Here is a 19,940-nt window from a genome sequence, read left to right on the forward strand (position 1 = left end):
ATTTTTTGCCTGCGGATTTTGTTAAAGCGCAAAGAAAAAGCCCCCCGCGAATTTGGGAGGCTCTGTGATTCTCAGTCGTCCAGCTTGAATTTCAGCACCTCGCCCGTAACAGCGTCAATGTCAATCTTGTACTTCTGCCCGCCTGCGATTGCTTCCATTGTCCATACCGGCTTGAAGTCCTGCCTTGTAGTGTAGTAGTCGTCTTCGTCTTCAAGCTCGATTTCCTTGAAGGTTACTCCGGGTTTGCCGATGCGCTCTGTTGCTATTCTCTGAACTTCCTTCAGCGTGATCAGCTTCATGTTCCTTTTTGCGGCTTCCTCGCGTACGTATGTTTCCTCCTCATAGCTCTGAGCAAAAGCTGCCCCCGACACCGCAAGAACCATCAGCATTAATGCGCACAGAAACTTCTTCATGTTTATACGCCTCCGATTTTATATTAATGCCCGCGATTTCTCACAGGTCATTTACCGCAAACTTTTTTGATGACGAACGGCAATAACGCCGCAACAAATATCATCATCAGGAAATCATGAACAAAATATCCGCCCTATTCTATAATGAAAGGTGCAAGGAATTTCGCGCTGTATTTTTCCATCGAATGTATGAACGTGTACATTCCGTAACCGACAGCCGCAAGAATTACCCCCTTCACACCCAGCCCCGCCGGAGTGAACCTGATATATTTTCTCTCGATGAGCCGCCCTGCAATCACTCCCGCAAGACTCCCGCCGTAAAAATATATGTTCTTAATCTTCTTTGACGCATTCGCTAATAGTTTTCCGTCAAGCCCGTAATCTTTAGGGTATGACTTCAGACTCACATACGCAACGCACGTGATTACCGCAAAGATTCCGAGAAGCGCAAACATATTCTCATGCTCAGGGTGAGACATCATCACATTCACCGCGTAAAGAATAATCACGCTCAGAATCAGCCCGGCAATGACATCCTGCGGAGTATGCGCTCCCAGATAATTACGCGAGAACATCACCGCGAAAATCATCACAGGACATAACAGCCGCGTGAGAAATAAATTTAGGCGGGAAGGGTACATATATTTTTCACGCGACAACGCCGCAAGACCTCCCAATATCGGAGCCGCCGTCATAGTATGCCCGCTCGGAAATGAATACCCTGATGGCCTGTGCCCGTAGGGTATGAGCCTCGCGTATCACAGATAAACGGTCGGTAAACGCAGAATGTCATCTTGATTACGTTCGCAAGAAACTGGCTGATGCTCGTTGACAAAAGAAGGAACATTCCTCCGCGCTTGCTCATACACTAGTACACAATGAAGGGAACTATCAGCAAGACCCCTTCCGCGAAATCATCCGATACCCATACCATGAACGGAGTCAGAATTTCCCCGCAAGAGTCCGGAGATTCTGAAGCCACAACAAATATTTGATGTCCATTACTTTTTGCCTGCCGTCATCTTAATCACGCACGGCCAAATTGCCACAGTCCACAGCATGAAAACGACTCCCATTACGAAACGCCCGCCCTTTACGCCGAACATTGAGCCGAGAAAATCATAAAGAAACCTGTAATCCCCGGCGAATGTCCACGCGATAAAGTAAACAGGAATAAGCCCGATCACCGCGAGGATTATTCCCCTGACGTTAAAACCTGTTACGCTGAAGCCGATATATTTTCGCTCAACGAAACGCCCGGCAATGAAGCCCGCCATGAGTCCGACAGCGTAGAAAGTATCAAGCATCATTCTGTCAGGGTCAACGAGTAATTTACCGTCAGGCGTGTAATCCATCGGGTAAGGCTTGAAGAGCGTGTATATCACTCCGAGAACGCAGAGAATCAACCCGGCCATGAGGAAAGAATTTTCACGCTCAGGACGCTTCATGATTAATGACGAAAGCCACACAGCGAATAGCCCGGCAAGTATCCCGAAAATTACATCCTGCGGAGTATGGACTCCCAGATACATCCGCGAGAACGCCACAAGAATTATCACGATTCCGCAGAGCCACGCAAAGAGCTGCGATTTCTTTCGCGTAAGGACAATCAGCCCGCCTAATATCGGTGAAGCCCACATTATATGGCCGCTGGGAAATGAATAACCCGATGGCTTATGACCCGCAGGAATTATCCGGGGATCTCTGATGTTGGGACGGTAAGCGCACGCCGTAACCTTCATTATTCCGTTGAGAAATCTGCTGAGGCATACGGACATTATCATGAAGAGTCCAGCCTTCTTGCTTATGCACCAGTACACAGCGAACGGCACGAACAAAAGCCACGTTATAGCCGCGTGTGAGAGCCAGTTTATGAACGGTGTTATGTCGCCGACTGATTCGCGGAAATCCTGAAGCCAGAGCAGAATCTCAATGTCCATTTACTTCCTGCCCTGTATCAGCTTAATCACGCAAGGCCATACGAATATCGCCCAGAACATAGTCAGGAATCCGATTACCATATATGCCCATCTCTTTGTGAGAATGTCGACAAGCGGATTCATGATAAATGTGTAAGTCTTCACGAAATTAAACACAAGGCAGTAATACGGAATGAAGCCGATAACAGCAAGAATTATCCCCTTCACGCCCAGCCCGGTCGCCTCAAATTTCACGTACTCGCGCTCAAAATAACGCCCGATAATCAGAGCCAGCATCATGCCGATTCCGTGAAAAGGATCGTTCATCATCGCTACAGGGTCAACAAGCAACGAGCCGTCAGCTTTGTAGTCCACAGGGTAAGGCTTGTACATGATATACAGCAGGTTAGCCGCGCAAAGCACGAGGCCGATAACAAGAATAATATTCTCTTTGTCGGGATGGGCTAAAATTCTTGACGCAAGCCACGCCGAGAAGAGGCCCAATGTTACGCCGACAACGACATCCTGCGGGGTATGGACTCCGAGATAGTTGCGCGAAAATGCCGTGAGCAGTAACAGAATCACGCACAGACATGCGAACCACGGAGCGCGCTTCCTCGTGAGTGCCGTCAGTCCTCCGTAGATAGGTGAACTCCACATAGTATGCCCGCTCGGAAACGAGTATCCGCCCGCCGTCTTTATCGCGTCGCCTGCCGGGATTATTCTTGCGTCCCGAATCCACGGACGATAGGCGCAGGCCGTCATTTTCACAAATCCGTTGAAGAACCAGCTTATTCCCATTGAGGCGAGAAGGAAGAGTCCGTTTCTCTTGCTGATTGTCCAGTACACAAGAACGGGAATAAATATCAGCCACGTCAGCGCAAAGAACGATAATTCCTCAAAGAACACACTGATGATTTTGCTGTCTAATGCGGCCTCGATTCCGTTCCGCAAGTCCTGTACCCAAAGCAAATATGCCATATCCATTTTGTTGCTTGATTGCCTCCTGTTAATTTAGGATTTCGGGAATCTACCAGAAATTTTTTTATCCGCAATCCGCAATATCAATAATTTTTCGCAAGTGCCGTCAAATTTTCGTGAATGACATCACGCCCCTATTGTTTTTGATTCTCAGCGGTGAAATAATTTTCTCACGCTAAGGAGGGTTGCTAATGCTTCAGGATTCTGCTTACAATATCGCGGTTGTTGACGACAGACGCAGGGACAGCGTATTTTTACAGCGCGGCATTCACAGATGGCTCGCCGAAAATCACGCAGGGCATCACAACGTTTCATGCTTCAATGACGGCTATTCGCTCCTGAAAGTTTTTGAGCCGGAGAAATTTCACATCATCTTCATGGACATCATCATGGGAAATTTCAGCGGAATTGATACCGCCAAAAGACTCCGGGATTCCGACAGCAAAACCCTTCTTGTGTTCACGACATACTCGGATGAGTTTGCGTTTGACGCTTTCCCCCTTCACGCATTTGATTACGTCATAAAGCCCTTCACGCAGGAGAGAGTCGGCCATGTCATGAGCGAGGCGGTGAAAGTGCTTGAGACCCCGGAACCTTCATTCACGGCCAGAGTCGCGAGAAGCACATACAATGTACCGTTCCGCAAAATTTCAGCGGCCATTGCCCACGATCATTTTGTCGAAATCGTTATGTCTGACGGAAATTCTATGCTCTGCTCGATGAAGTTCGGCGAGGTCTCAGACATTCTCATGAAGGACGCTAGATTTCTCGCCTGCATACGCGGAGTCATAATCAACATGGACTGCGTTTCGTCATTGTCGCGGGACAAGTCATCAGTCATCATGAATGACGGAAGCTCGTACCCGGTAAAGACGCGGGGAAGGCCGGAAATCATACGGGCATTCACGCAGTACCAGATCTCACGAATGAAGCGGGGGCTGTGATTCATGACTCTGAGATACGCCCTCGAACTGTCGCTGTTAATCCCCGCCGTGATATTCGCGGTTCTCCCTGTCGCTGACTCTGTGCGCGTGAGGCATTATGCGTTAGTCCCGTGCGCTTTCGTTATGGCCGGGGTGATTATGGCCGGGGCATTTCTTGCGAGTTTCGGAGCGTCTCACAGAATCAGGGTCAGATACATAGCAGTACCCATAGCCGCGGCACTCTTCATTCTCTATATGCTTGCTGTTGACGCTAGCACGGGTAAAAAGCTGTTCTGCTTCTTCAACGCTATAATGCTGTGCCTTGCCTGCCCTATGTACACGATGTATATCAACGCGCCCCGCGAGATGATGAATTTTTCGGGGGTCTTCACGCTTTCGTCCGGGATAATCAGCGTAACAGTCTCCGTAATTCTCGGTGCGATATTCTTTCAGACTCTGACGGTGAAATTTCCCTTTCTCATGAGGGAAGACTCAATCCGGGACATATGGCGGTATATGTTCGTGATTCCGCTGATGATGTCGGCTTTGATTTTCTGGATGACCCCGAATTTCCCGGCGGTAGTCATGACGGGGCGCGTCAGGCCGGTGGGATTGGCTCTTGTTGTTTCGCTGACGGGGGGAATATTCATGCTCTGTCATGTCTTCTGGCTGATTGTCTCACGAATGAGCGAGCGTGCTAGGCTTCAGCAGGAGAATGACATTCTCAGCATGGAGGCAAAACGCTACACGGAATTGCGCGCATACATGGACGAGACAAGAGCATTGCGGCACGACTTCAGGCAGCATATTTCCGTGATGTCGGAGCTTTCGCGGGCCGGAAGAATCCCGGAGCTTGAAGCGTATATCTCACAGATGGCGGAAAAAGCCGGGCGTGGCTACAAGTCTTTCTGCGTGAACAGAGCGGTTGACGCAATAGCCTCGCACTATGACCGCATAGCCGGGACAGCGGGCGCAAAAATTTCGTGGAGGCTCGATCTTCCCAGCACACTCCCGGTGAAAGAGCCGGAATACTGCGCCATGCTCGGAAACCTCGTAGAGAACGCACTGAACGCCGTTAAGATTCTTCCGCAGGAAAAACGCAATATCACCGCAATATCTTCAATGTTGAGCCGTAATATGATTGGGCTTTCGGTAAGCAATGAATACAGCGGGGCGATAACGTTCGGGGCGGACGGCCTTCCGATTTCGGGGCGAAAAGGACACGGGACGGGATTAATTTCGGTCATGAACACGGTGAATCATTACGCCGGAAGCATGAGCATAGGCACAGAGGGAAATATTTTCACGGCTGATATAATCTTATACTCATGAGAATAACCACGGTGATATTTTCGTGCATGGCAGCAAAATTTTTTGACAGGAGGAATTTTTATCATGAAACGTTTATTGGCATTGTCAGCAGTATTTGCGCTCGCTATGGCTTCTGCGGCGTTCGCGGGAGTGCAGGATTTCGGGAAGTTCACGGTTGACGTTCCGCAGGGGTGGACAGGCACAACCCAGCAGGGAACAGCGGTAATCACAAAGAACGACAACTCAGCCCAGCTCACAATCTCGATTGAGGATGCCGGCGGGGCGACAAAGAAAGAGTTAGCGGAGGCATTTGTTGCGGAGTTCAAGAAGTCATTTTCTGAGGTCTCAGAGCCTGTAGCAGACGCTGACGGCGATTATTCGTGGGACATGAAGACAGCGGCAGGGGCGGACTCACATGCGATGCTGTCGATTGAGGGCAAAGACTTTGTGCTTCTCGTCATCACGAATCCGCAGGCGGCTCCGGCTGAATTGTCGTCCATGCTCGGAAGCATAAAGCAGAAATAACACTCACACGCACGGAATATCATTGCGGGAAGGTAAAAGAGTCCCGATGGTATTAATACATTCATCAGGAGGAAAAATTCTCATGAAGCGCACAATAGTTTTTGCGGCAGTACTGGCGGTAGTACTTTCGGCGGCGGCATTCGCTCAGGATTTCGGAGCTTTCACGATGGACATTCCTGCGGGGTGGTCAGCGTCAACAAACGGCCCTACAGGGATCGCCACAAAGGATGACAAGACAGCTTCACTTTCCGTAACGATAATGCCTGCTGAGGGGAACACGGCGGAGACATTCGCAAACGCATTCGCGGAGGAGTTCAAGAAGTCATTTGCGTCTGTAGCAACACCCGCGGCGGAGGGCGACGGCTCATACTCATGGGAGATGACAACGGCCCAGGGCGTGAAGTCAACAGCCATGCTTGCGGTTGAGGACGGAAATTGCAAGCTCGTTGTAATGACCGGGCTTGAGACTGCCGGAGAAGAGATCGCGGCCATGCTCGAAAGCATCAAAGAGAAATAGTAACAAGCAGAAATCCATTCAGCCCCCGGGAAATTCACCGGGGGTTTTTTTGTGAGTTTTTGCGCCGATATTCTCATTGGACAGTGATACGGCGTTTTGCGTTCCCGCGTGATATGCGCTATATTGTCCGCATAAAATTTCATTGAGAGGTCAAATCATGAAGAAATTAGCGTTAATTCTCCTGCTGACATTCTGCGGGACAGCATACGGCGAAATCAGCAAAGTAACAATCAACAAAGCCTGGAAGAGAATCACAAAGGCCGACAATTTTCCGCGTATATCAATAACATACGAGAAGGACTCCGAGCCAAATGCTTGGGTAAAATCCGATGGAGGCGGGAATTTTTCCGTCCACGTAACAAGAGGCTTAATGCGTATGCTTGACACTGAGGACGAAATCGCCGGGGTACTCGGCCATGAGCTTGGACATATACAGCTCGGCCACTACGAGTCCCTAAGCGTCCCCGAATACGGCACAGGGATAAACAGCGACATAGCCGCGAATTTCGAGGGGGTTTACGGTGAAGGGGAACTCAGCGCGGGTGAGGAGATTGAAGCGGACGATTACGGCGTGAATTTGCTGAGGAAAGCCCGCTATAATCCGAGAGGACTCTATGACGCAATGATGAAGATTGCCGCCAAGGGATATGTCAGGAGGCACAGCGGCTTCATGTCCGGGACTGTTTCGCATGAGAGGCTCACAAACGCCGCCGAGAAAGCCGGAATATCATACTGCATAAAGGCCGACAGCCTCATAGGTATGGACGAGGTAGCAGAAATTATGCGCGGGAAAAAATAACGCAGGCGTGAAATTTTCGGAGTCTTCCGTGTGAAAGCGGGAGGCTCTTTTTTTGCGGACTGTGAAAGGCTGTGTACTGCAAAAAATTTTGTTTTATCGAAACTCGCCGTACTGAGTCCTACGACAAACCCCATCGCTTTAGCTATGTGGATATAAGGCGCAATATAGTATAATATTTTTGCGGTTAGTCGTTCCGCATTAACAAAAATGTAGAAAGTAATGTTGTGTCCCTGATGGGGCTATACAGTAGGGGCGGACTGGCCACGCCTTTGAGAATAAGGGTGCCTGTTTTGCAGGTGGAAACTTAAAATCAAACTTCTCAAGAACCCTATGCCGAAAGGCTTCGGGAGGCTCAGGAGATAATGCGATAGAACAAAATCCATTCAATTACATATTAATTTTTGCAGGTGGTCAAATTTCTTATTCGCCCGTCTGCTTTTACACAGGAAAGGAGTCAGCAAAGACAAAATGATTCAAAGACTGCACCGAAGCGATCTCGGCAACTCGCTTAGGACGCTTATGGAAAACGATCCCGCCTTCCGCCCTGTAGCCTACTTCTCTATGGAAGTCGGCCTAAAGGAGTCAATCCCGACATATTCAGGGGGTCTCGGAGTGCTGGCGGGCGATATCCTCAAGAGCGCGGCTGATTTAGGCGTTCCGATGGCAGGTGTTACGCTCTTATATCGCAAAGGCTATTTCGTTCAGGAGTTCAATGACCAGGACTGGCAGCAGGAAAAGCCGGTAATCTGGGATCCGTCAAAAGAATTAACCCTTCTTCCCAACAAAATATCAGTAACAATGAGAGGCCGTGAGATTCAAGTCGGCGTATGGGTATACGAATGCATAGGCGCGACAGGCTACCCTCTTCCGATATATTTCCTTGACACAGATTTTGACGGAAATCACCCCGATGACCGCAAATTATGCTGGTATCTTTACGGCGGTGATAATCATTACAGGTTATGCCAGGAATTTATACTCGGCGTAGGCGGCTTGAGAATGCTCCGCGCCCTAGGTTACATGAACATTGACACGTTCCACCTGAACGAAGGCCACGCAGGATTTTTGACGCTCGAACTTATGCGCGAGTTAGGCTATTATGACCCCGACAGAATCCGCGAGCAGGTTGTTTTCACGACACATACACCAGTCCCGGCAGGACACGACTATTTCACGTTCGGCGAAATTGATCAGGTATTCCCCGATGACGCAAAAGCCACAATACACAAGATGATTCCCGACAAACCCGGCGTATCAATGACAGACTTAGGCCTCAGATACAGCAGGTACGTCAACGGAGTCGCAAAGAAGCACGCCGAGGTCAGCAACGCAATGTTCCACATGGAGACAGTAGACTGGATTACCAACGGCGTACACCCTACAACGTGGGTAAGCTCAGGAATGCGGAAGCTCTACAACAAGCACATACCAGGCTGGGAGCTTGACCCGGGCAGGCTCGTTCAGGCTCTGACAATCCCGAAAGATGAAGTGTGGTCAGCTCATCAGGCATCAAAGCTGAGGCTGTTTGCGCGGATTCTTGAGACAAACGGAGTCCAGCTTGACCCGAATATTCTTACACTCGGCTTTGCGAGAAGGGCGGCGACGTACAAGAGAGCGGATATGCTTTTGACAGACATCGACAGGCTCAGGAAAATAGCCGGGAAAAACAAAGTACAGTTTATTTTCGCGGGAAAGTCTCACCCGCAGGATGACGGCGGAAAAAGATTATTGCAGAGAATCCGCCAAGCCTCCAAGAATCTCCGGGACAGCGTTACGATCGTATTCATCGACAATTACAACATGGAGATAGCCTCGCTCCTGACGCAGGGTGTTGATGTCTGGCTGAACAATCCCATAAGACCCCGCGAGGCAAGTGGCACATCCGGCATGAAGTGCGCCATGAACGGAATAATGAATTTCTCGGTGCTTGACGGCTGGTGGATTGAAGGATGGATTGAGGACGTAACCGGCTGGTCAATCGGGCCGGAGCCGTCAGCGGCAGAAGCAAAGTTAGCAAACTCACAGCACTATGACGAGAGCAAAGACGCGGATGACTTCTACAGGAAACTTGAAGAGAAAGTAATTCCCACATACTACGAGAACCATGACAAATGGGTTGACATGATGAGGCATACAATCGCCCTTGACGCGAGCTTCTTCAACACTCACAGAGTAGTGCATGAATACGCGTCAAAAGCATACTCAATCGATTTCAGGGGAATGTAGCAAAATTTTTGCAGTGAAAGGAATGCAGTAAAACAGCGATGACGAAAAACGGCAGTGCGGTAAAAGTATTGTTCGTAACAACAGAGCTTGCGCCGTTCTCGAAAGTCGGCGGACTCGGTGATGTTGCAGGTTCTCTTCCGAAAGCACTAAGGCAGGCAGGAGTCGATGTCAGAGTCGTAACTCCGGCATGGCCGGGAGTCCTTGAGAGGGCAGCGGCGGCAGGACTCAAAACCACAACAGTAAAGACCAAAGTATACGCGGCATATGACTGGCGCATACACAAAGCAGAAGTGATAAAGGCTGAAGTGAAAGGTGTCCCGACATATTTCCTCAAAGCAGAGGACTACACCGGAGACATGTACCCTTCACAGCTCAACTTCTGGACGGCCTCACCCTTTGCGGTGTTCTGTATGCAGGCACTTGAGCTGAAAGACGCTATAGACTGGGAGCCGGATATATACCACTGCCACGACTGGACATCGGCATTCCTTCCCTGCGCGCTTGCGTGGCACAGGCACTATAGGCAGATCGGCGGCAAGTCAATTATGACCCTGCACAACGTAGCGTATCAGGGAATATTTGAGCCGTCGCCGTTCTTGGAGGCATCCGGGCTTGAGCCGTGGAGCTTCAGCTCGTCAACAATGGAATTTTACGGACAAGTCAACCTCCTGAAGGGCGGAATAGTCGCGGCCTCAGCAGTAAGCACAGTGTCGCCGACATACGCAAACGAGATTCAGACCTACGAGTCAACCCGCGAATTGTCCGGGATACTCTACCAGCAGAGAAGCAAATTACGCGGAATCCTCAACGGCCTTGATGTGAAATTCTGGGATCCCGCCGGAGACAAAGAGATTCCCGCCAAGTTCAGCGCGAAAGACCTGAAGGGAAAAGCGGCCTGCAAGAGAGAATTATTATCACGCGCCGGGCTTGACCCTGAGTCAGACGCTCCCGTGATTGTGTGCGTGAGCCGTCTCGTTGAACAGAAAGGTTTTGACATGGTATTCAGCGCGGCGGATCAGATTGCGGAGACAGGCGCAAAACTTCTCATACTCGGTTCGGGAAATGACTGGATAGAGAACGGAATAATGCAGGCGGCCGAGACTCACCCGCAGAGCATAAAGCTGTTCAAGGGCTACGATGAGCCTTTGTCGCACTTAATGTACGCGGGTGGTGATATATTCCTCATGCCGTCAGTGTTCGAGCCTTGCGGACTGTCGCAGATGATCTCCATGAGGTACGGCACTGTTCCTGTAGTGCGCGAGGTCGGCGGACTCCGTGATACTGTGTTTGATGTTGACAGGCCGGAGGGCGGAAACGGCTTCACGTTCCAGACATGCGACGCAGACGGAATGATGTGGGCATTGCGCCGTGCGGTTGACCGCTACGACACCGACAAAGCTGCGTGGAAGAAAATCATGCTTGAGGGAATGCGAGAGGATTTCACGTGGGACAGGTCAGCCGGACTCTACAAGGATATGTACGAGGACTTAATGCAGTAAAAAGGGTGAATTATGCCCCTTGTGATTTCTGCCGGGGGCATTGTTAATATAAGGGAGATGAAATTTTCATGTACACAGGCAAACACGGAAGAGTGTTAGGTATAGTGCTTGCCGGGGGAAAGGGCGAGCGCTTAATGCCCCTGACTAGTTACCGCGCAAAACCTGCCGTATATTTTGCCGCGAAATATCGTATCATTGATTTTGCACTCTCCAATCTCATCAACAGCGGAATCTATTCGGTTTACGTCCTGACGCAGTTCAAAAGCCAGTCGCTTAACGAGCATATAGAGCGTGGCTGGCAGTTCGGCGGAGCTATGCGGGGGCGTGATTTCTTTGTTACGACAATTCCCGCGCAGATGTGGAGCGGTGAACACTGGTTCCAGGGAACAGCGGACGCTGTGTATCAGGCAAAGCACATGATTACGCGCTTCAGAGCCGATAAAGTCTGCATTTTCGCGGCGGATCACATCTACAAGATGGACGTTGAGCAAATGCTCTCGTACCATGACGCGCAGCACGCTGACGTAACAATAGCGGCAAATGTCGTGCCGGTTGAAGAGGCTACCGCGTTCGGGTGCATTAAGACCGACAAGAACGGGCGCATTGTCGAGTTCATGGAGAAGCCGAAAAACCCGCCGGAGATTCCCGGAAAGCCCGGTTTCTCGTATGTCTCAATGGGAAATTACGTTTTTGACAGGAAAGTGCTTGAGGAAGCCCTCGACGATGACGCAATGAAGGAAGAGACAAGCCACGACTTTGGCAAGGACATTATCCCCGACCTTGTGGAACACGGTATGAAGGTCTGCGCTTATGACTTCTCGACAAACGTACTCCCGCACCCGTCAGCAGAGACCGAGCTAATTCACCAGTGGAGGACGGATAAACCCTACTGGCGTGATGTCGGGACGCTCTACGCTTACTGGAAGGCGCATATGGAGCTTATCGGCCATGAGTCGGAGATGTCGTTCTACAATCCCATGTGGCCGATACGCACGGTGTCATACGGTGATCCCCCTTCATACTGCTACCCGGACAGCGGACACCCCTGCAACATCAACAGGGTCATGCTCTCGGAGGGAAGCAGGATTTTCGGCGCGGACGTGTCAAATTCCGTTCTTGCGCGTAACAGCCTCGTTCAGGCGGGAAGCGTCGTTGAGGAAAGCATCATCGGCCATGATGTAGTCATCGGCAGGAATTGCAGAATCAAGCGCGCAATCATTGACGGCCATAACATTATCCCGGACGGGACTGTTATCGGCGAGGATCCCGATCTTGACGCGAAAAATTACTACGTTGACCCGAAATCGGGAATCGTTGTCGCAGGAGTGCCGAAAGAATTATACCTGACAGGAAGCGACCAGCTTGAAGAAGGACAGAGCTGGGACACAATGGGCTAGAGCCTGAAATATATTCCCCCCGGTGAACATGGCCGGGGGTTTTCTTTTTGCTGACGGAGGGGAAAATTTATGTCGCTGTCCGGGATGTTCGAGAATTTCATGAGGAAGCATGTGTACTTCACGCCGTATTACAGCCGGAAGGCCGGACTCTGTTCAGACGAGCCGGAAATCTACAACAGCTCCGGGGAAAGAATGCGAGTGTTCTTTATCTCAGACCGGGAATTTGCACACACACCCTACTGGCCCGGAATGACTCAGCCGCGCTATGTTTTGTGGGACAGGTACAATTTTGGCCTGAAGACTCATTTTTACAGCCATTACGAAGCGTTTAACACTGTAGGGAAGCCTGAGAGAAAATTTGCCGTGCTGATAGAGTCGCGCTCAGTCAGCCCGAAAAGCTACAGGAAATTCCTGCGCGAGAAAAATTATATTCAGAATGAATTTGACCGGGTATTCACATATGATGACGAGATACTAAGCGCATTAAGCAACGCCGAATTTGTCCCCTTCTGCGCGGGATACTGGTACGGAAAAATTGACGGCACAGCAACTTTATCGCCCGAAAATTACAGCCGAAAGACACGGAATATATCGATACTTTCATCGGACAAAAACTCAACGCCCCTTCACCGTCTCAGGAAAAATCTTGCGCGAATATGCCGGGATAATAATCTTGCTGACACTTACGGGACATTTGACGGGGGAAAATACGTAACGCCTGAGTCTACTCTGAGGGATTACAGGTATTCCATCATAATCGAGAACGACATAACGCCGTATTTCTTCACGGAGAAGATCACAAACTGCTTTGCCGCTCAGACGATACCAATATATTTGGGCGCAACGAGGATTAACGACTTCTTTGACGGGGACGGGATAATAGCAATTACGGAGAAAGACGCAGGGAATATCGCTGAAATTCTGAGGCAGTGTACAGAGGCTGAATATATGCGGAGGCTTCCTGCGGTGATGGAAAATTTCAGGCGCGTGAAGGAGTATGAGAGTCCCTGCGACTATATGTATTTGCGTTACGTGAAAGAAATTTGCGGGTGATTATTCCGTATGGGCTAAAATGAAGTCTGAGACCTTATCCCCGGCTTGGGCGGCTAAAGGTGCGTCAGCCTGCGTGAAATAAATCGTCCTGAGAGTCCCGCCGCGTGCGTCGAACTCTATCCACTGGTGAATCCCGCCGGAGTAATAAGTTCCGTCATCATGCCTGTGAAGCTCATCGCCAAAAAACTTCAGAAGGTCAGACTCGCTTGAGCCGATTCGGAGTCCGCCCGCGAATGTCATAGAAGGGTCAACAGTGAAGAAATCCGAGAGATATTCCCCGGATCGGCCTATGATGTATTTTTCCCCTGCCCAGACCCTAGAGCCTGCGACTGTTAAAGACGGCTTTCCCTTCATGATTCTGTCCGCGATTGCCTTCAAGCTGTCAGCAAAATCGCTGTAGGGGTCTGACTCCGTGTCAATCTGAAACATGCCCCGTATGTATTCCGCTCTGTTCTCTGTGGCCTGCGCGTATGCCTGAGTCTTTGACATGCCGCCGGACTTCATGAGCTTCTGCGCTTCATTGTCCCGTCCTGTCTTCAGCCATTGGGACTGGGATTTTTTCAGAGCCGCGAAATCTGCAGGGGATAAAGATTCTTTTGCCGCTGTCCATGCCTCATTGAGATTTCTGTCTGCCTCCGCGAAAGCAGAGTCCTTCATCATGGCGGTATAATCCTTGTCGCTTAACGCCAGAGCCTGAAACGCACCGCACATCACAAACACAAATATTAATGCTGAAATTGCCTTCTTCATGTGAATGCCTCCTGTGAATTTTTCGGGAATATTATAACCTGTGCCTGATGAGATTCTGACAGCATGAAGTTAGCAATCTCCGATACGTTTTTGTGCACCCGTTCTATGTCCTTTCCCAGACTTCTATTATTCCTCCGTCCGGCTGTATGCTTGCTTCCGTTTTTGCCTAGCTTCCGAATATCCCTTCAGCCCCGTGCGATTCTTTGTGCTGGCTCGTTAATCTTCCTGACTGTCTCATGACCGGATTATATCACCCCCGAAATTACCCCACCGCCTATCACATATTCACCGTCATATATCACCGCAGACTGACCCACAGCAGGACTCCTCACAGCCCCGTCAAACTCAATCACCATTTCACCCGGCCCGGTCTGGTTCACGGTGCAAGGGATCTCAAGCTGGCGGTAACGCACCTTCACACACGCCCGGAAATTCTCAGGCAGAGTCTCACACGCAACGAGATTAACATCCCTCACAGTGATTCTCCGGGTGAAGAGTCCCGCGTCAGTCTCAGGAACAAGAGTTACCGTATTCATGGCCTGGTCTATCCGGGAGACGTAGAGCCTCGATTTTGCCGCAACACCCAAGCCCCGACGCTGGCCCGCCGTGTAATGTATTATCCCCTTGTGATGGCCGAGAATTTTCCCCGAAGCGTCAACGAAATCACCGGGCGGGTAAACTTTCCCCGTGTATGACTCGATGAACCCGGCATAATCACCGTCTGGCACAAAGCATATATCCTGCGAGTCATGCCTGCGGGCGTTCGTGAAGCCGAGACTCTCTGCCAGCTCCCTAACGTCAGGCTTAAGCATTCCTCCGAGCGGAAATTCCGTGTGCGATAACTGCTCCTGTGTCATCATGTACAGCACATAGCTCTGGTCTCTCGACAAATCAACAGCCTTGCGCAGAAGCCACCGCCCCGAATCCCGCTCAATTCTAGCGTAATGCCCCGTCGCAATCATGTCATGCCCCGAAGCCCGCGCATGTCCCAGAAATTCACCGAACTTCATGAACCTGTTGCACTCTATGCAGGGATTCGGAGTACCGCCAGACTCGTAAACGTTCACGAAACGCCGTATAACGTTGTCCCGGAAAATTTCCCGCATGTCTATAACTTCATGGCCGATATTCAGAGAGTCGCACACAGACCGGGCATCAGCGACATTTTTCCCGTCGTCGTCAGAAAGAAGCATTGTAGCCCCCGCGCAGGAGCCGTATTTTTCGCGCACAAGAAAAGCGGAAACGCTGCTGTCAACGCCCCCGCTCATCGCAATTAGTATGCTCATGAAATTATTACTTCACCATTGCGCCGAGTTTCTGAAGTCTCTTCACTGCCTCCGAAAGTATGTCCTCAGTCCGTGCGAAATGGAAGCGAATCAGATTGTTGACTGGCTCACGGAAGAAGCTCGAACCCGGAACCGCCGCGACTCCGATGTTCTTGATGACCCACTCGCAGAAGTCCAGATCGCTCCAGCCCTTGAACTGCGGCAGCTCTAGGAAGTCAGACACGTCAACCATCACGAAATACGAACCCTGCGGGACATTGTGCTTCAGTCCGGCCTCGTCAAGCCCTTCAAGGAACATATTGCGGAGTTTCGTGTACTTTGCCTGAAGAGCGGCGTAATACTCCGGCGGGAGCATGAACGCTTCTACGGCGGCCTCCTGTAACGGCGCGGCTGCTCCTACCGTCAGGAAGTCGTGTACCTTCCTCGCCCCGTCAACAACATCAGCAGGCCCGATGAGATAGCCCAAACGCCAGCCCGTAATGGAGTACGTTTTTGACATTGAGTTGCAGGTGATTACGTGGTCAAAGAGTCCCGGCAATGCTGAAGCGTATACATGTTTGTACGGGTCAAAGATTATATGCTCGTATACCTCATCCGTTACTATGAATGCGTCATACTTCACCGCAAGCGCGCCGATTTCGGTTAATTCTTTCTCGGTGAAAACTTTTCCGCATGGGTTTGACGGGTTGCAGATTACTATAGCTTTCGCGCCGTTCCTGAAGCCGTCCTCAATCAATTTAATGTCGTAGTCATATGTCGGAGGCACTAACGGAATATATATAGGAGTCGCGCCGGAAAGAATCGAGTCTGCGCCGTAATTTTCGTAGAAGGGAGAGAATACCATAACTTTATCGCCGGGGTTGCATATCGTCATCATCGCGGCCATCATTGCTTCTGTTGAACCGCATGTGATTACTATCTCGGACTCCGGGTCAATCTCGCGGCCTATTGCTTTGCCCTGCTTGGCGCATATAGCATCGCGGAGATTCTTTGCCCCGAATGTTATTGCGTACTGGTGCGGGCCTGTGTGGGCGGCTTTGGCGAGGGAGTCCATCATCTCAGTCGGCGGATCCCAGTTAGGGTAACCCTGAGACAAGTTTATTGCTCCGTGCTTGTTGCAGATTCGAGTCATTCGGCGGATTACGGAGTCGGTGAATGTTCCTACCCTGTCGCTTAATTTGGGCATGGGATAACTTCATATCCTTTCATGATTGTGTCTTAATGTGAAATTTTACGTTCGGTTTTGAGAATTTGCAATATTCTTGTATCAACCCTGCTTCATGAACAAGCCCGCTATAGCCGTAACAGATTTCACAGGCGACATCATCATAGACCGCGTTACGCTGAGTCCGATTCGTTTCGTTGCGTTCAGTATCGTGATAATGTCATCGGTAACATTCATGCTCAAATCCCCGTAGCCCGGGCTGAATCTCGATGTCATTCTCTCACCCGGGCGAAGCCAGCCTGCAATATCGCTCCTGAGGTACTCGTCAATGTACGAGTCAATCATCACTGAAGCACATGCGTCAAGCGCGAGTCCGTCAAGCATATTCCTGTTCTGCGCCAGTGTAATCTGCCTGTCTGTCTCATGACCCAGCGTCGCCGCAATCACTATGCAGTCCGTGCTTCTTGACGTGAGCCGGGCAATGTCATCGCTGTAGATATACGCTCCCTCAAGCTCTATACCGCCGTCAAAATGTATGATGTGAAATCTCCCCCAGACGCACCGCGGTTCAATGCAGGCTTCAAGTTTCCCGAAAGCCTCGGCGACAGTGCGCGCTAATTCTTCCGTCTGGCCTCCGGGAGGGATTCCCATGTATCGGAGCGCGTCAATTATCTGCTTATCTGTCGGAATGAACTGCATAACGCTTTGTGTAAAGCACCGAACGTATACCCGAATCAATCCGCCTCACCGTGTCGGCCTGATTCATAGTATACAGGTGAATCCCCTCAACGCCCCGCGCTAGAAGGTCTATTATCTGCTCGGTTGCGTAGGCTATTCCGGCTTCCTTTACGGCTCCCTGATGATGTCCGTATGCGTCAACGAATCTCCTCACACGCTCCGGGACTGAGGCACCGCACATTTCAACGACTTTCGGAATCTGTGCCGCCGCTGTGATGGGCATTATCCCGGCGATTATCGGCTGAGTGATTCCCATTTCACGCGCTCTTTCACGCCACGCGCAGAAAATATCATTGTCAAAGAATAGCTGCGAGATTAAGCCCTTTACACCGAGACTGCATTTTTCTTTGAGGTGATACAAATCCTGCTCAACGGATTCTGACTCCGGGTGTTTTTCCGGGTAGCAGGCCGCGAAAATGTCAAAGTCATCGCCGTATTCCTCGTGAATGAACGCGATTAACTCCGAGGCGTGGTGAAATTCTCCGAGATCTGACTCGTCTTTGAGGTCGCCCCTTAACGCTAGAATGTTGCGGACGTTGCTGGCTTTCAGGCGGTCGAGAATCGCTTTGAGTTCGGCGCGTGTTGTGCCTACGCAGGTAAGGTGCGCGACTCCGTTTACGTGATAGCGGTTCTGAATCCCTGACGCAATTTCTACGGTGTTGTCCCGGCTTGAGCCTCCCGCACCGTAAGTTACGCTGATTAAATCCGGGTTGAAGCTCACTAGGCTGTCTATTACGCCGTAGGTGCCTTCTGTGCTTTTGTTGCCTTTCGGGGGGAAAATCTCGAATGTGTAGCTCGGCGCGAGTTTGTCAAAAAATCTGTCCATAATTATTTTGTCTCCTTCTTCTGCGCTAAAAGCCATTCCCTTATTGCCTCTGTCCTGTAAGCATAATCGAATGATGACATATGCTCGGAAAAATTCCCGTCTGTCATGGCCGGCAATGTGCTTCCCTTCGTGAACATGATGAAATTCACGGGCAGGCTTTTTATGAGCGCGATTGCTGGGTCTTTTGCGTTCACGTTCATGCTGACGGTGAAACTTCTGCTGCTGTCATTCCTGAACATGTCAATCACTTCATTCATTCCGGCCGATGCTTTCGGGTCTCCTGCTGAAGCGGCGTAAACGAATTTTTGAGTCAGAAGTCCTTTCAGCGCGTTGATGTCCCATTGACCCGACACAAACATGCAGGCCGTGAACATGTCCGGGTATTTCGCCGCCAACACAAGAAACGTCATACAGCCCATCGACTGCCCTGTAGCATATACCCGCGACTCATCAGCAGGATAATGTTTCACCGCCCATTTCACGAATCTTGCTGTGAGTTCGACATATTGACTCTCCGTGAAGCCGTTATGATCGTCAAGCACAATTTCCGGGTACGATGGCACAATCACAACGCAGTCATGACGGCACCAGATGAGTCCGCCGAGTCCCTGAGTGAGGGAATAATTTACGTCCTTCCCTGCCGAGCTTGCGTCAGCGATGAAGAATACAGCGGGAAATTTTTTGTCCGCAGAATAATTTTCAGGAACGTAAACCGCAAACGGCAGCTTCATTCCTGAGTCATCAATATATTCTGAATGCGTGAATTTCTTGGCGTATTCTGTGATTAGAGACTGTAATAATTTGTCGGCGGATTTGTCCGGGCGGTAAATGTCTGCGCGTCTTGCTGAACGGAAATTTTCATCCGCGCTTGAGGCGTAACACGCTGTAGAAATCAGGAGCATTGCGAGGAGAATAATTTTCCTCACGGTTTGAGTCCTTCTTTCCTGTCTTCCTCCCACGTAATGAACGAGTGATAATATTTCTGGTCATTGTCGTCAAGCCCGCGTGTGATTTCTGTTATGTGAATGTGCGAGGCTTTCACCTTTTCGAGGACGTAATCGACCGCTTTCATCGGGTCAGTGTGTGCGCCGCAGGTGAAAATGTCCAAGGCCATGTAATTCACTTCCGGCCATGTGTGAATGGACAAGTGCGACTCACTGATTACGACTACTCCGCTAACGCCATTGGGGGGAAATTTGTTGAACGACACCGACCAGACTTGAGCATGTGCGCGGTTGGCGGCCTCAACAAGAATATCCTGAAGTCTTGCAACGTTTGTGATTGTTTCATCACAGCCTGATACTTCAACGATATAGTGAACACCTTTAGGGGACAATTTAGAATCTCAGCCTCCCGTAAAAATGAATTTATAGTGAACATAGTGTAGAATAACATATCATGGAATTTTATCACACTGCGGACTGTTTTTAATGCAGAGAAGTAAAGCGTAATACGGAGGCATAATTTCAAATGCTTGCACAAAATTCAGGAAAATGCCTCTTGACTTATGAAGATATATATGCGTAAAAGGCTTCGGGCTTCGGCATAACTATTCCCCAAAATTCCCCCTTAATCATTACTGCACACCTGCGTTAAGTCATTGGTCATCTAT

At 50.1% G+C, this 19,940-nt stretch carries 21 protein-coding genes; 9 read left to right on the plus strand and 12 right to left on the minus strand.

Annotation, left to right across the window (positions count from 1 at the left end):
• Positions 1-71 precede the first annotated feature (71 nt).
• From IKQ95_03940 to IKQ95_03955, 4 genes are all read right to left on the minus strand, one after another.
• Complete coding sequence (locus tag IKQ95_03940; protein ID MBR4195845.1) at positions 72-413, minus strand: PepSY domain-containing protein; 342 nt, start codon at positions 411-413, stop codon at positions 72-74.
• A gap of 134 nt (positions 414-547) precedes the next feature.
• Positions 548-1,108, minus strand: coding sequence for a phosphatase PAP2 family protein (locus tag IKQ95_03945; protein MBR4195846.1), 561 nt, complete (start codon positions 1,106-1,108; stop codon positions 548-550).
• A gap of 306 nt (positions 1,109-1,414) precedes the next feature.
• Positions 1,415-2,353, minus strand: coding sequence for a phosphatase PAP2 family protein (locus IKQ95_03950; protein MBR4195847.1), 939 nt, complete (start codon positions 2,351-2,353; stop codon positions 1,415-1,417).
• Positions 2,354-3,313 (minus strand): phosphatase PAP2 family protein, encoded by a 960-nt coding sequence (locus tag IKQ95_03955; protein ID MBR4195848.1) that lies wholly within the window; start codon positions 3,311-3,313, stop codon positions 2,354-2,356. It lies immediately after the preceding gene.
• A 191-nt stretch (positions 3,314-3,504) separates the two neighbouring features.
• Here IKQ95_03955 and IKQ95_03960 point away from each other — a divergent pair, with 191 nt between their 5' ends.
• The 9 genes from IKQ95_03960 to IKQ95_04000 all read left to right on the plus strand — a co-directional run bounded on the left by IKQ95_03960 (position 3,505) and on the right by IKQ95_04000 (position 13,563).
• Positions 3,505-4,257 carry a response regulator transcription factor gene (locus IKQ95_03960; GenBank protein MBR4195849.1) on the plus strand — a complete coding sequence of 251 codons (753 nt, stop codon included), beginning with the start codon at positions 3,505-3,507 and terminating at the stop codon, positions 4,255-4,257.
• Between the two features lie 3 nt (positions 4,258-4,260).
• Positions 4,261-5,568: a GHKL domain-containing protein gene (locus IKQ95_03965; GenBank protein MBR4195850.1), complete on the plus strand. Its 1,308-nt coding sequence runs from the start codon at positions 4,261-4,263 to the stop codon at positions 5,566-5,568.
• Positions 5,569-5,631: 63 nt separating this feature from the next.
• Entirely contained in the window at positions 5,632-6,072 is a 441-nt protein-coding gene (locus IKQ95_03970) for a hypothetical protein (GenBank protein ID MBR4195851.1), read from the plus strand.
• A gap of 82 nt (positions 6,073-6,154) precedes the next feature.
• On the plus strand, positions 6,155-6,589 hold the full coding sequence (locus IKQ95_03975; protein MBR4195852.1) for a hypothetical protein: 435 nt from the start codon (positions 6,155-6,157) through the stop codon (positions 6,587-6,589).
• Between the two features lie 157 nt (positions 6,590-6,746).
• Positions 6,747-7,388: a M48 family metallopeptidase gene (locus IKQ95_03980; GenBank protein ID MBR4195853.1), complete on the plus strand. Its 642-nt coding sequence runs from the start codon at positions 6,747-6,749 to the stop codon at positions 7,386-7,388.
• Positions 7,389-7,856: 468 nt separating this feature from the next.
• On the plus strand, positions 7,857-9,614 hold the full coding sequence (gene glgP, locus IKQ95_03985) for an alpha-glucan family phosphorylase (GenBank protein MBR4195854.1): 1,758 nt from the start codon (positions 7,857-7,859) through the stop codon (positions 9,612-9,614).
• A 38-nt stretch (positions 9,615-9,652) separates the two neighbouring features.
• Positions 9,653-11,113, plus strand: coding sequence for a glycogen synthase (locus tag IKQ95_03990; protein MBR4195855.1), 1,461 nt, complete (start codon positions 9,653-9,655; stop codon positions 11,111-11,113).
• Between the two features lie 68 nt (positions 11,114-11,181).
• On the plus strand, positions 11,182-12,510 hold the full coding sequence (glgC, locus tag IKQ95_03995; GenBank protein ID MBR4195856.1) for a glucose-1-phosphate adenylyltransferase: 1,329 nt from the start codon (positions 11,182-11,184) through the stop codon (positions 12,508-12,510).
• 69 nt (positions 12,511-12,579) lie between these two features.
• Positions 12,580-13,563: a hypothetical protein gene (locus IKQ95_04000; GenBank protein ID MBR4195857.1), complete on the plus strand. Its 984-nt coding sequence runs from the start codon at positions 12,580-12,582 to the stop codon at positions 13,561-13,563.
• Here IKQ95_04000 and IKQ95_04005 read toward each other — a convergent pair whose 3' ends face one another.
• The 8 genes from IKQ95_04005 to IKQ95_04040 form a co-directional block, all read right to left on the minus strand.
• Entirely contained in the window at positions 13,564-14,313 is a 750-nt protein-coding gene (locus tag IKQ95_04005; GenBank protein MBR4195858.1) for a DUF1311 domain-containing protein, read from the minus strand.
• On the minus strand, positions 14,310-14,492 hold the full coding sequence (locus tag IKQ95_04010; GenBank protein ID MBR4195859.1) for a hypothetical protein: 183 nt from the start codon (positions 14,490-14,492) through the stop codon (positions 14,310-14,312). Before IKQ95_04010 ends, IKQ95_04005 begins: the two co-directional genes overlap by 4 nt.
• A 66-nt stretch (positions 14,493-14,558) precedes the next feature.
• A complete protein-coding gene (gene mnmA / locus IKQ95_04015; GenBank protein MBR4195860.1) occupies positions 14,559-15,599 on the minus strand; it encodes a tRNA 2-thiouridine(34) synthase MnmA in 1,041 nt (346 codons plus the stop codon).
• Positions 15,600-15,606: 7 nt separating this feature from the next.
• Positions 15,607-16,785 (minus strand): aminotransferase class I/II-fold pyridoxal phosphate-dependent enzyme, encoded by a 1,179-nt coding sequence (locus IKQ95_04020; GenBank protein MBR4195861.1) that lies wholly within the window; start codon positions 16,783-16,785, stop codon positions 15,607-15,609.
• Between the two features lie 81 nt (positions 16,786-16,866).
• Complete coding sequence (locus IKQ95_04025) at positions 16,867-17,463, minus strand: methionine synthase (protein MBR4195862.1); 597 nt, start codon at positions 17,461-17,463, stop codon at positions 16,867-16,869.
• Entirely contained in the window at positions 17,441-18,328 is an 888-nt protein-coding gene (metF, locus tag IKQ95_04030; GenBank protein ID MBR4195863.1) for a methylenetetrahydrofolate reductase [NAD(P)H], read from the minus strand. Before metF ends, IKQ95_04025 begins: the two co-directional genes overlap by 23 nt.
• Before the next feature lie 2 nt (positions 18,329-18,330).
• Positions 18,331-19,254 (minus strand): hypothetical protein, encoded by a 924-nt coding sequence (locus IKQ95_04035; protein MBR4195864.1) that lies wholly within the window; start codon positions 19,252-19,254, stop codon positions 18,331-18,333.
• On the minus strand, positions 19,251-19,664 hold the full coding sequence (locus IKQ95_04040; protein MBR4195865.1) for an adenosylmethionine decarboxylase: 414 nt from the start codon (positions 19,662-19,664) through the stop codon (positions 19,251-19,253). Before IKQ95_04040 ends, IKQ95_04035 begins: the two co-directional genes overlap by 4 nt.
• Positions 19,665-19,940: the final 276 nt, after the last annotated feature.

Source organism: Synergistaceae bacterium (genome assembly GCA_017540085.1).
In the GTDB taxonomy this organism is placed as follows: Bacteria; Synergistota; Synergistia; order Synergistales; family Aminobacteriaceae; genus JAFUXM01.

Excerpts from the sequence above, each read along its gene's own strand:
- IKQ95_03940 (MBR4195845.1), bottom strand. The coding sequence starts at position 413 with ATGAAGAAGTTTCTGTGCGCATTAATGCTGATGGTTCTTGCGGTGTCG.
- IKQ95_03950 (MBR4195847.1), bottom strand. The coding sequence starts at position 2,353 with ATGGACATTGAGATTCTGCTCTGGCTTCAGGATTTCCGCGAATCAGTC.
- IKQ95_04025 (MBR4195862.1), bottom strand. The coding sequence starts at position 17,463 with ATGCAGTTCATTCCGACAGATAAGCAGATAATTGACGCGCTCCGATAC.
- glgP (MBR4195854.1), top strand. The coding sequence starts at position 7,857 with ATGATTCAAAGACTGCACCGAAGCGATCTCGGCAACTCGCTTAGGACG.
- mnmA (MBR4195860.1), bottom strand. The coding sequence starts at position 15,599 with ATGAGCATACTAATTGCGATGAGCGGGGGCGTTGACAGCAGCGTTTCC.
- IKQ95_03990 (MBR4195855.1), top strand. The coding sequence starts at position 9,653 with ATGACGAAAAACGGCAGTGCGGTAAAAGTATTGTTCGTAACAACAGAG.
- IKQ95_03960 (MBR4195849.1), top strand. The coding sequence starts at position 3,505 with ATGCTTCAGGATTCTGCTTACAATATCGCGGTTGTTGACGACAGACGC.
- IKQ95_03955 (MBR4195848.1), bottom strand. The coding sequence starts at position 3,313 with ATGGCATATTTGCTTTGGGTACAGGACTTGCGGAACGGAATCGAGGCC.
- IKQ95_03980 (MBR4195853.1), top strand. The coding sequence starts at position 6,747 with ATGAAGAAATTAGCGTTAATTCTCCTGCTGACATTCTGCGGGACAGCA.
- IKQ95_04020 (MBR4195861.1), bottom strand. The coding sequence starts at position 16,785 with ATGCCCAAATTAAGCGACAGGGTAGGAACATTCACCGACTCCGTAATC.
- IKQ95_03945 (MBR4195846.1), bottom strand. The coding sequence starts at position 1,108 with ATGACGGCGGCTCCGATATTGGGAGGTCTTGCGGCGTTGTCGCGTGAA.
- IKQ95_03975 (MBR4195852.1), top strand. The coding sequence starts at position 6,155 with ATGAAGCGCACAATAGTTTTTGCGGCAGTACTGGCGGTAGTACTTTCG.
- IKQ95_03965 (MBR4195850.1), top strand. The coding sequence starts at position 4,261 with ATGACTCTGAGATACGCCCTCGAACTGTCGCTGTTAATCCCCGCCGTG.
- IKQ95_04005 (MBR4195858.1), bottom strand. The coding sequence starts at position 14,313 with ATGAAGAAGGCAATTTCAGCATTAATATTTGTGTTTGTGATGTGCGGT.
- metF (MBR4195863.1), bottom strand. The coding sequence starts at position 18,328 with ATGGACAGATTTTTTGACAAACTCGCGCCGAGCTACACATTCGAGATT.
- glgC (MBR4195856.1), top strand. The coding sequence starts at position 11,182 with ATGTACACAGGCAAACACGGAAGAGTGTTAGGTATAGTGCTTGCCGGG.
- IKQ95_04000 (MBR4195857.1), top strand. The coding sequence starts at position 12,580 with ATGTCGCTGTCCGGGATGTTCGAGAATTTCATGAGGAAGCATGTGTAC.
- IKQ95_03970 (MBR4195851.1), top strand. The coding sequence starts at position 5,632 with ATGAAACGTTTATTGGCATTGTCAGCAGTATTTGCGCTCGCTATGGCT.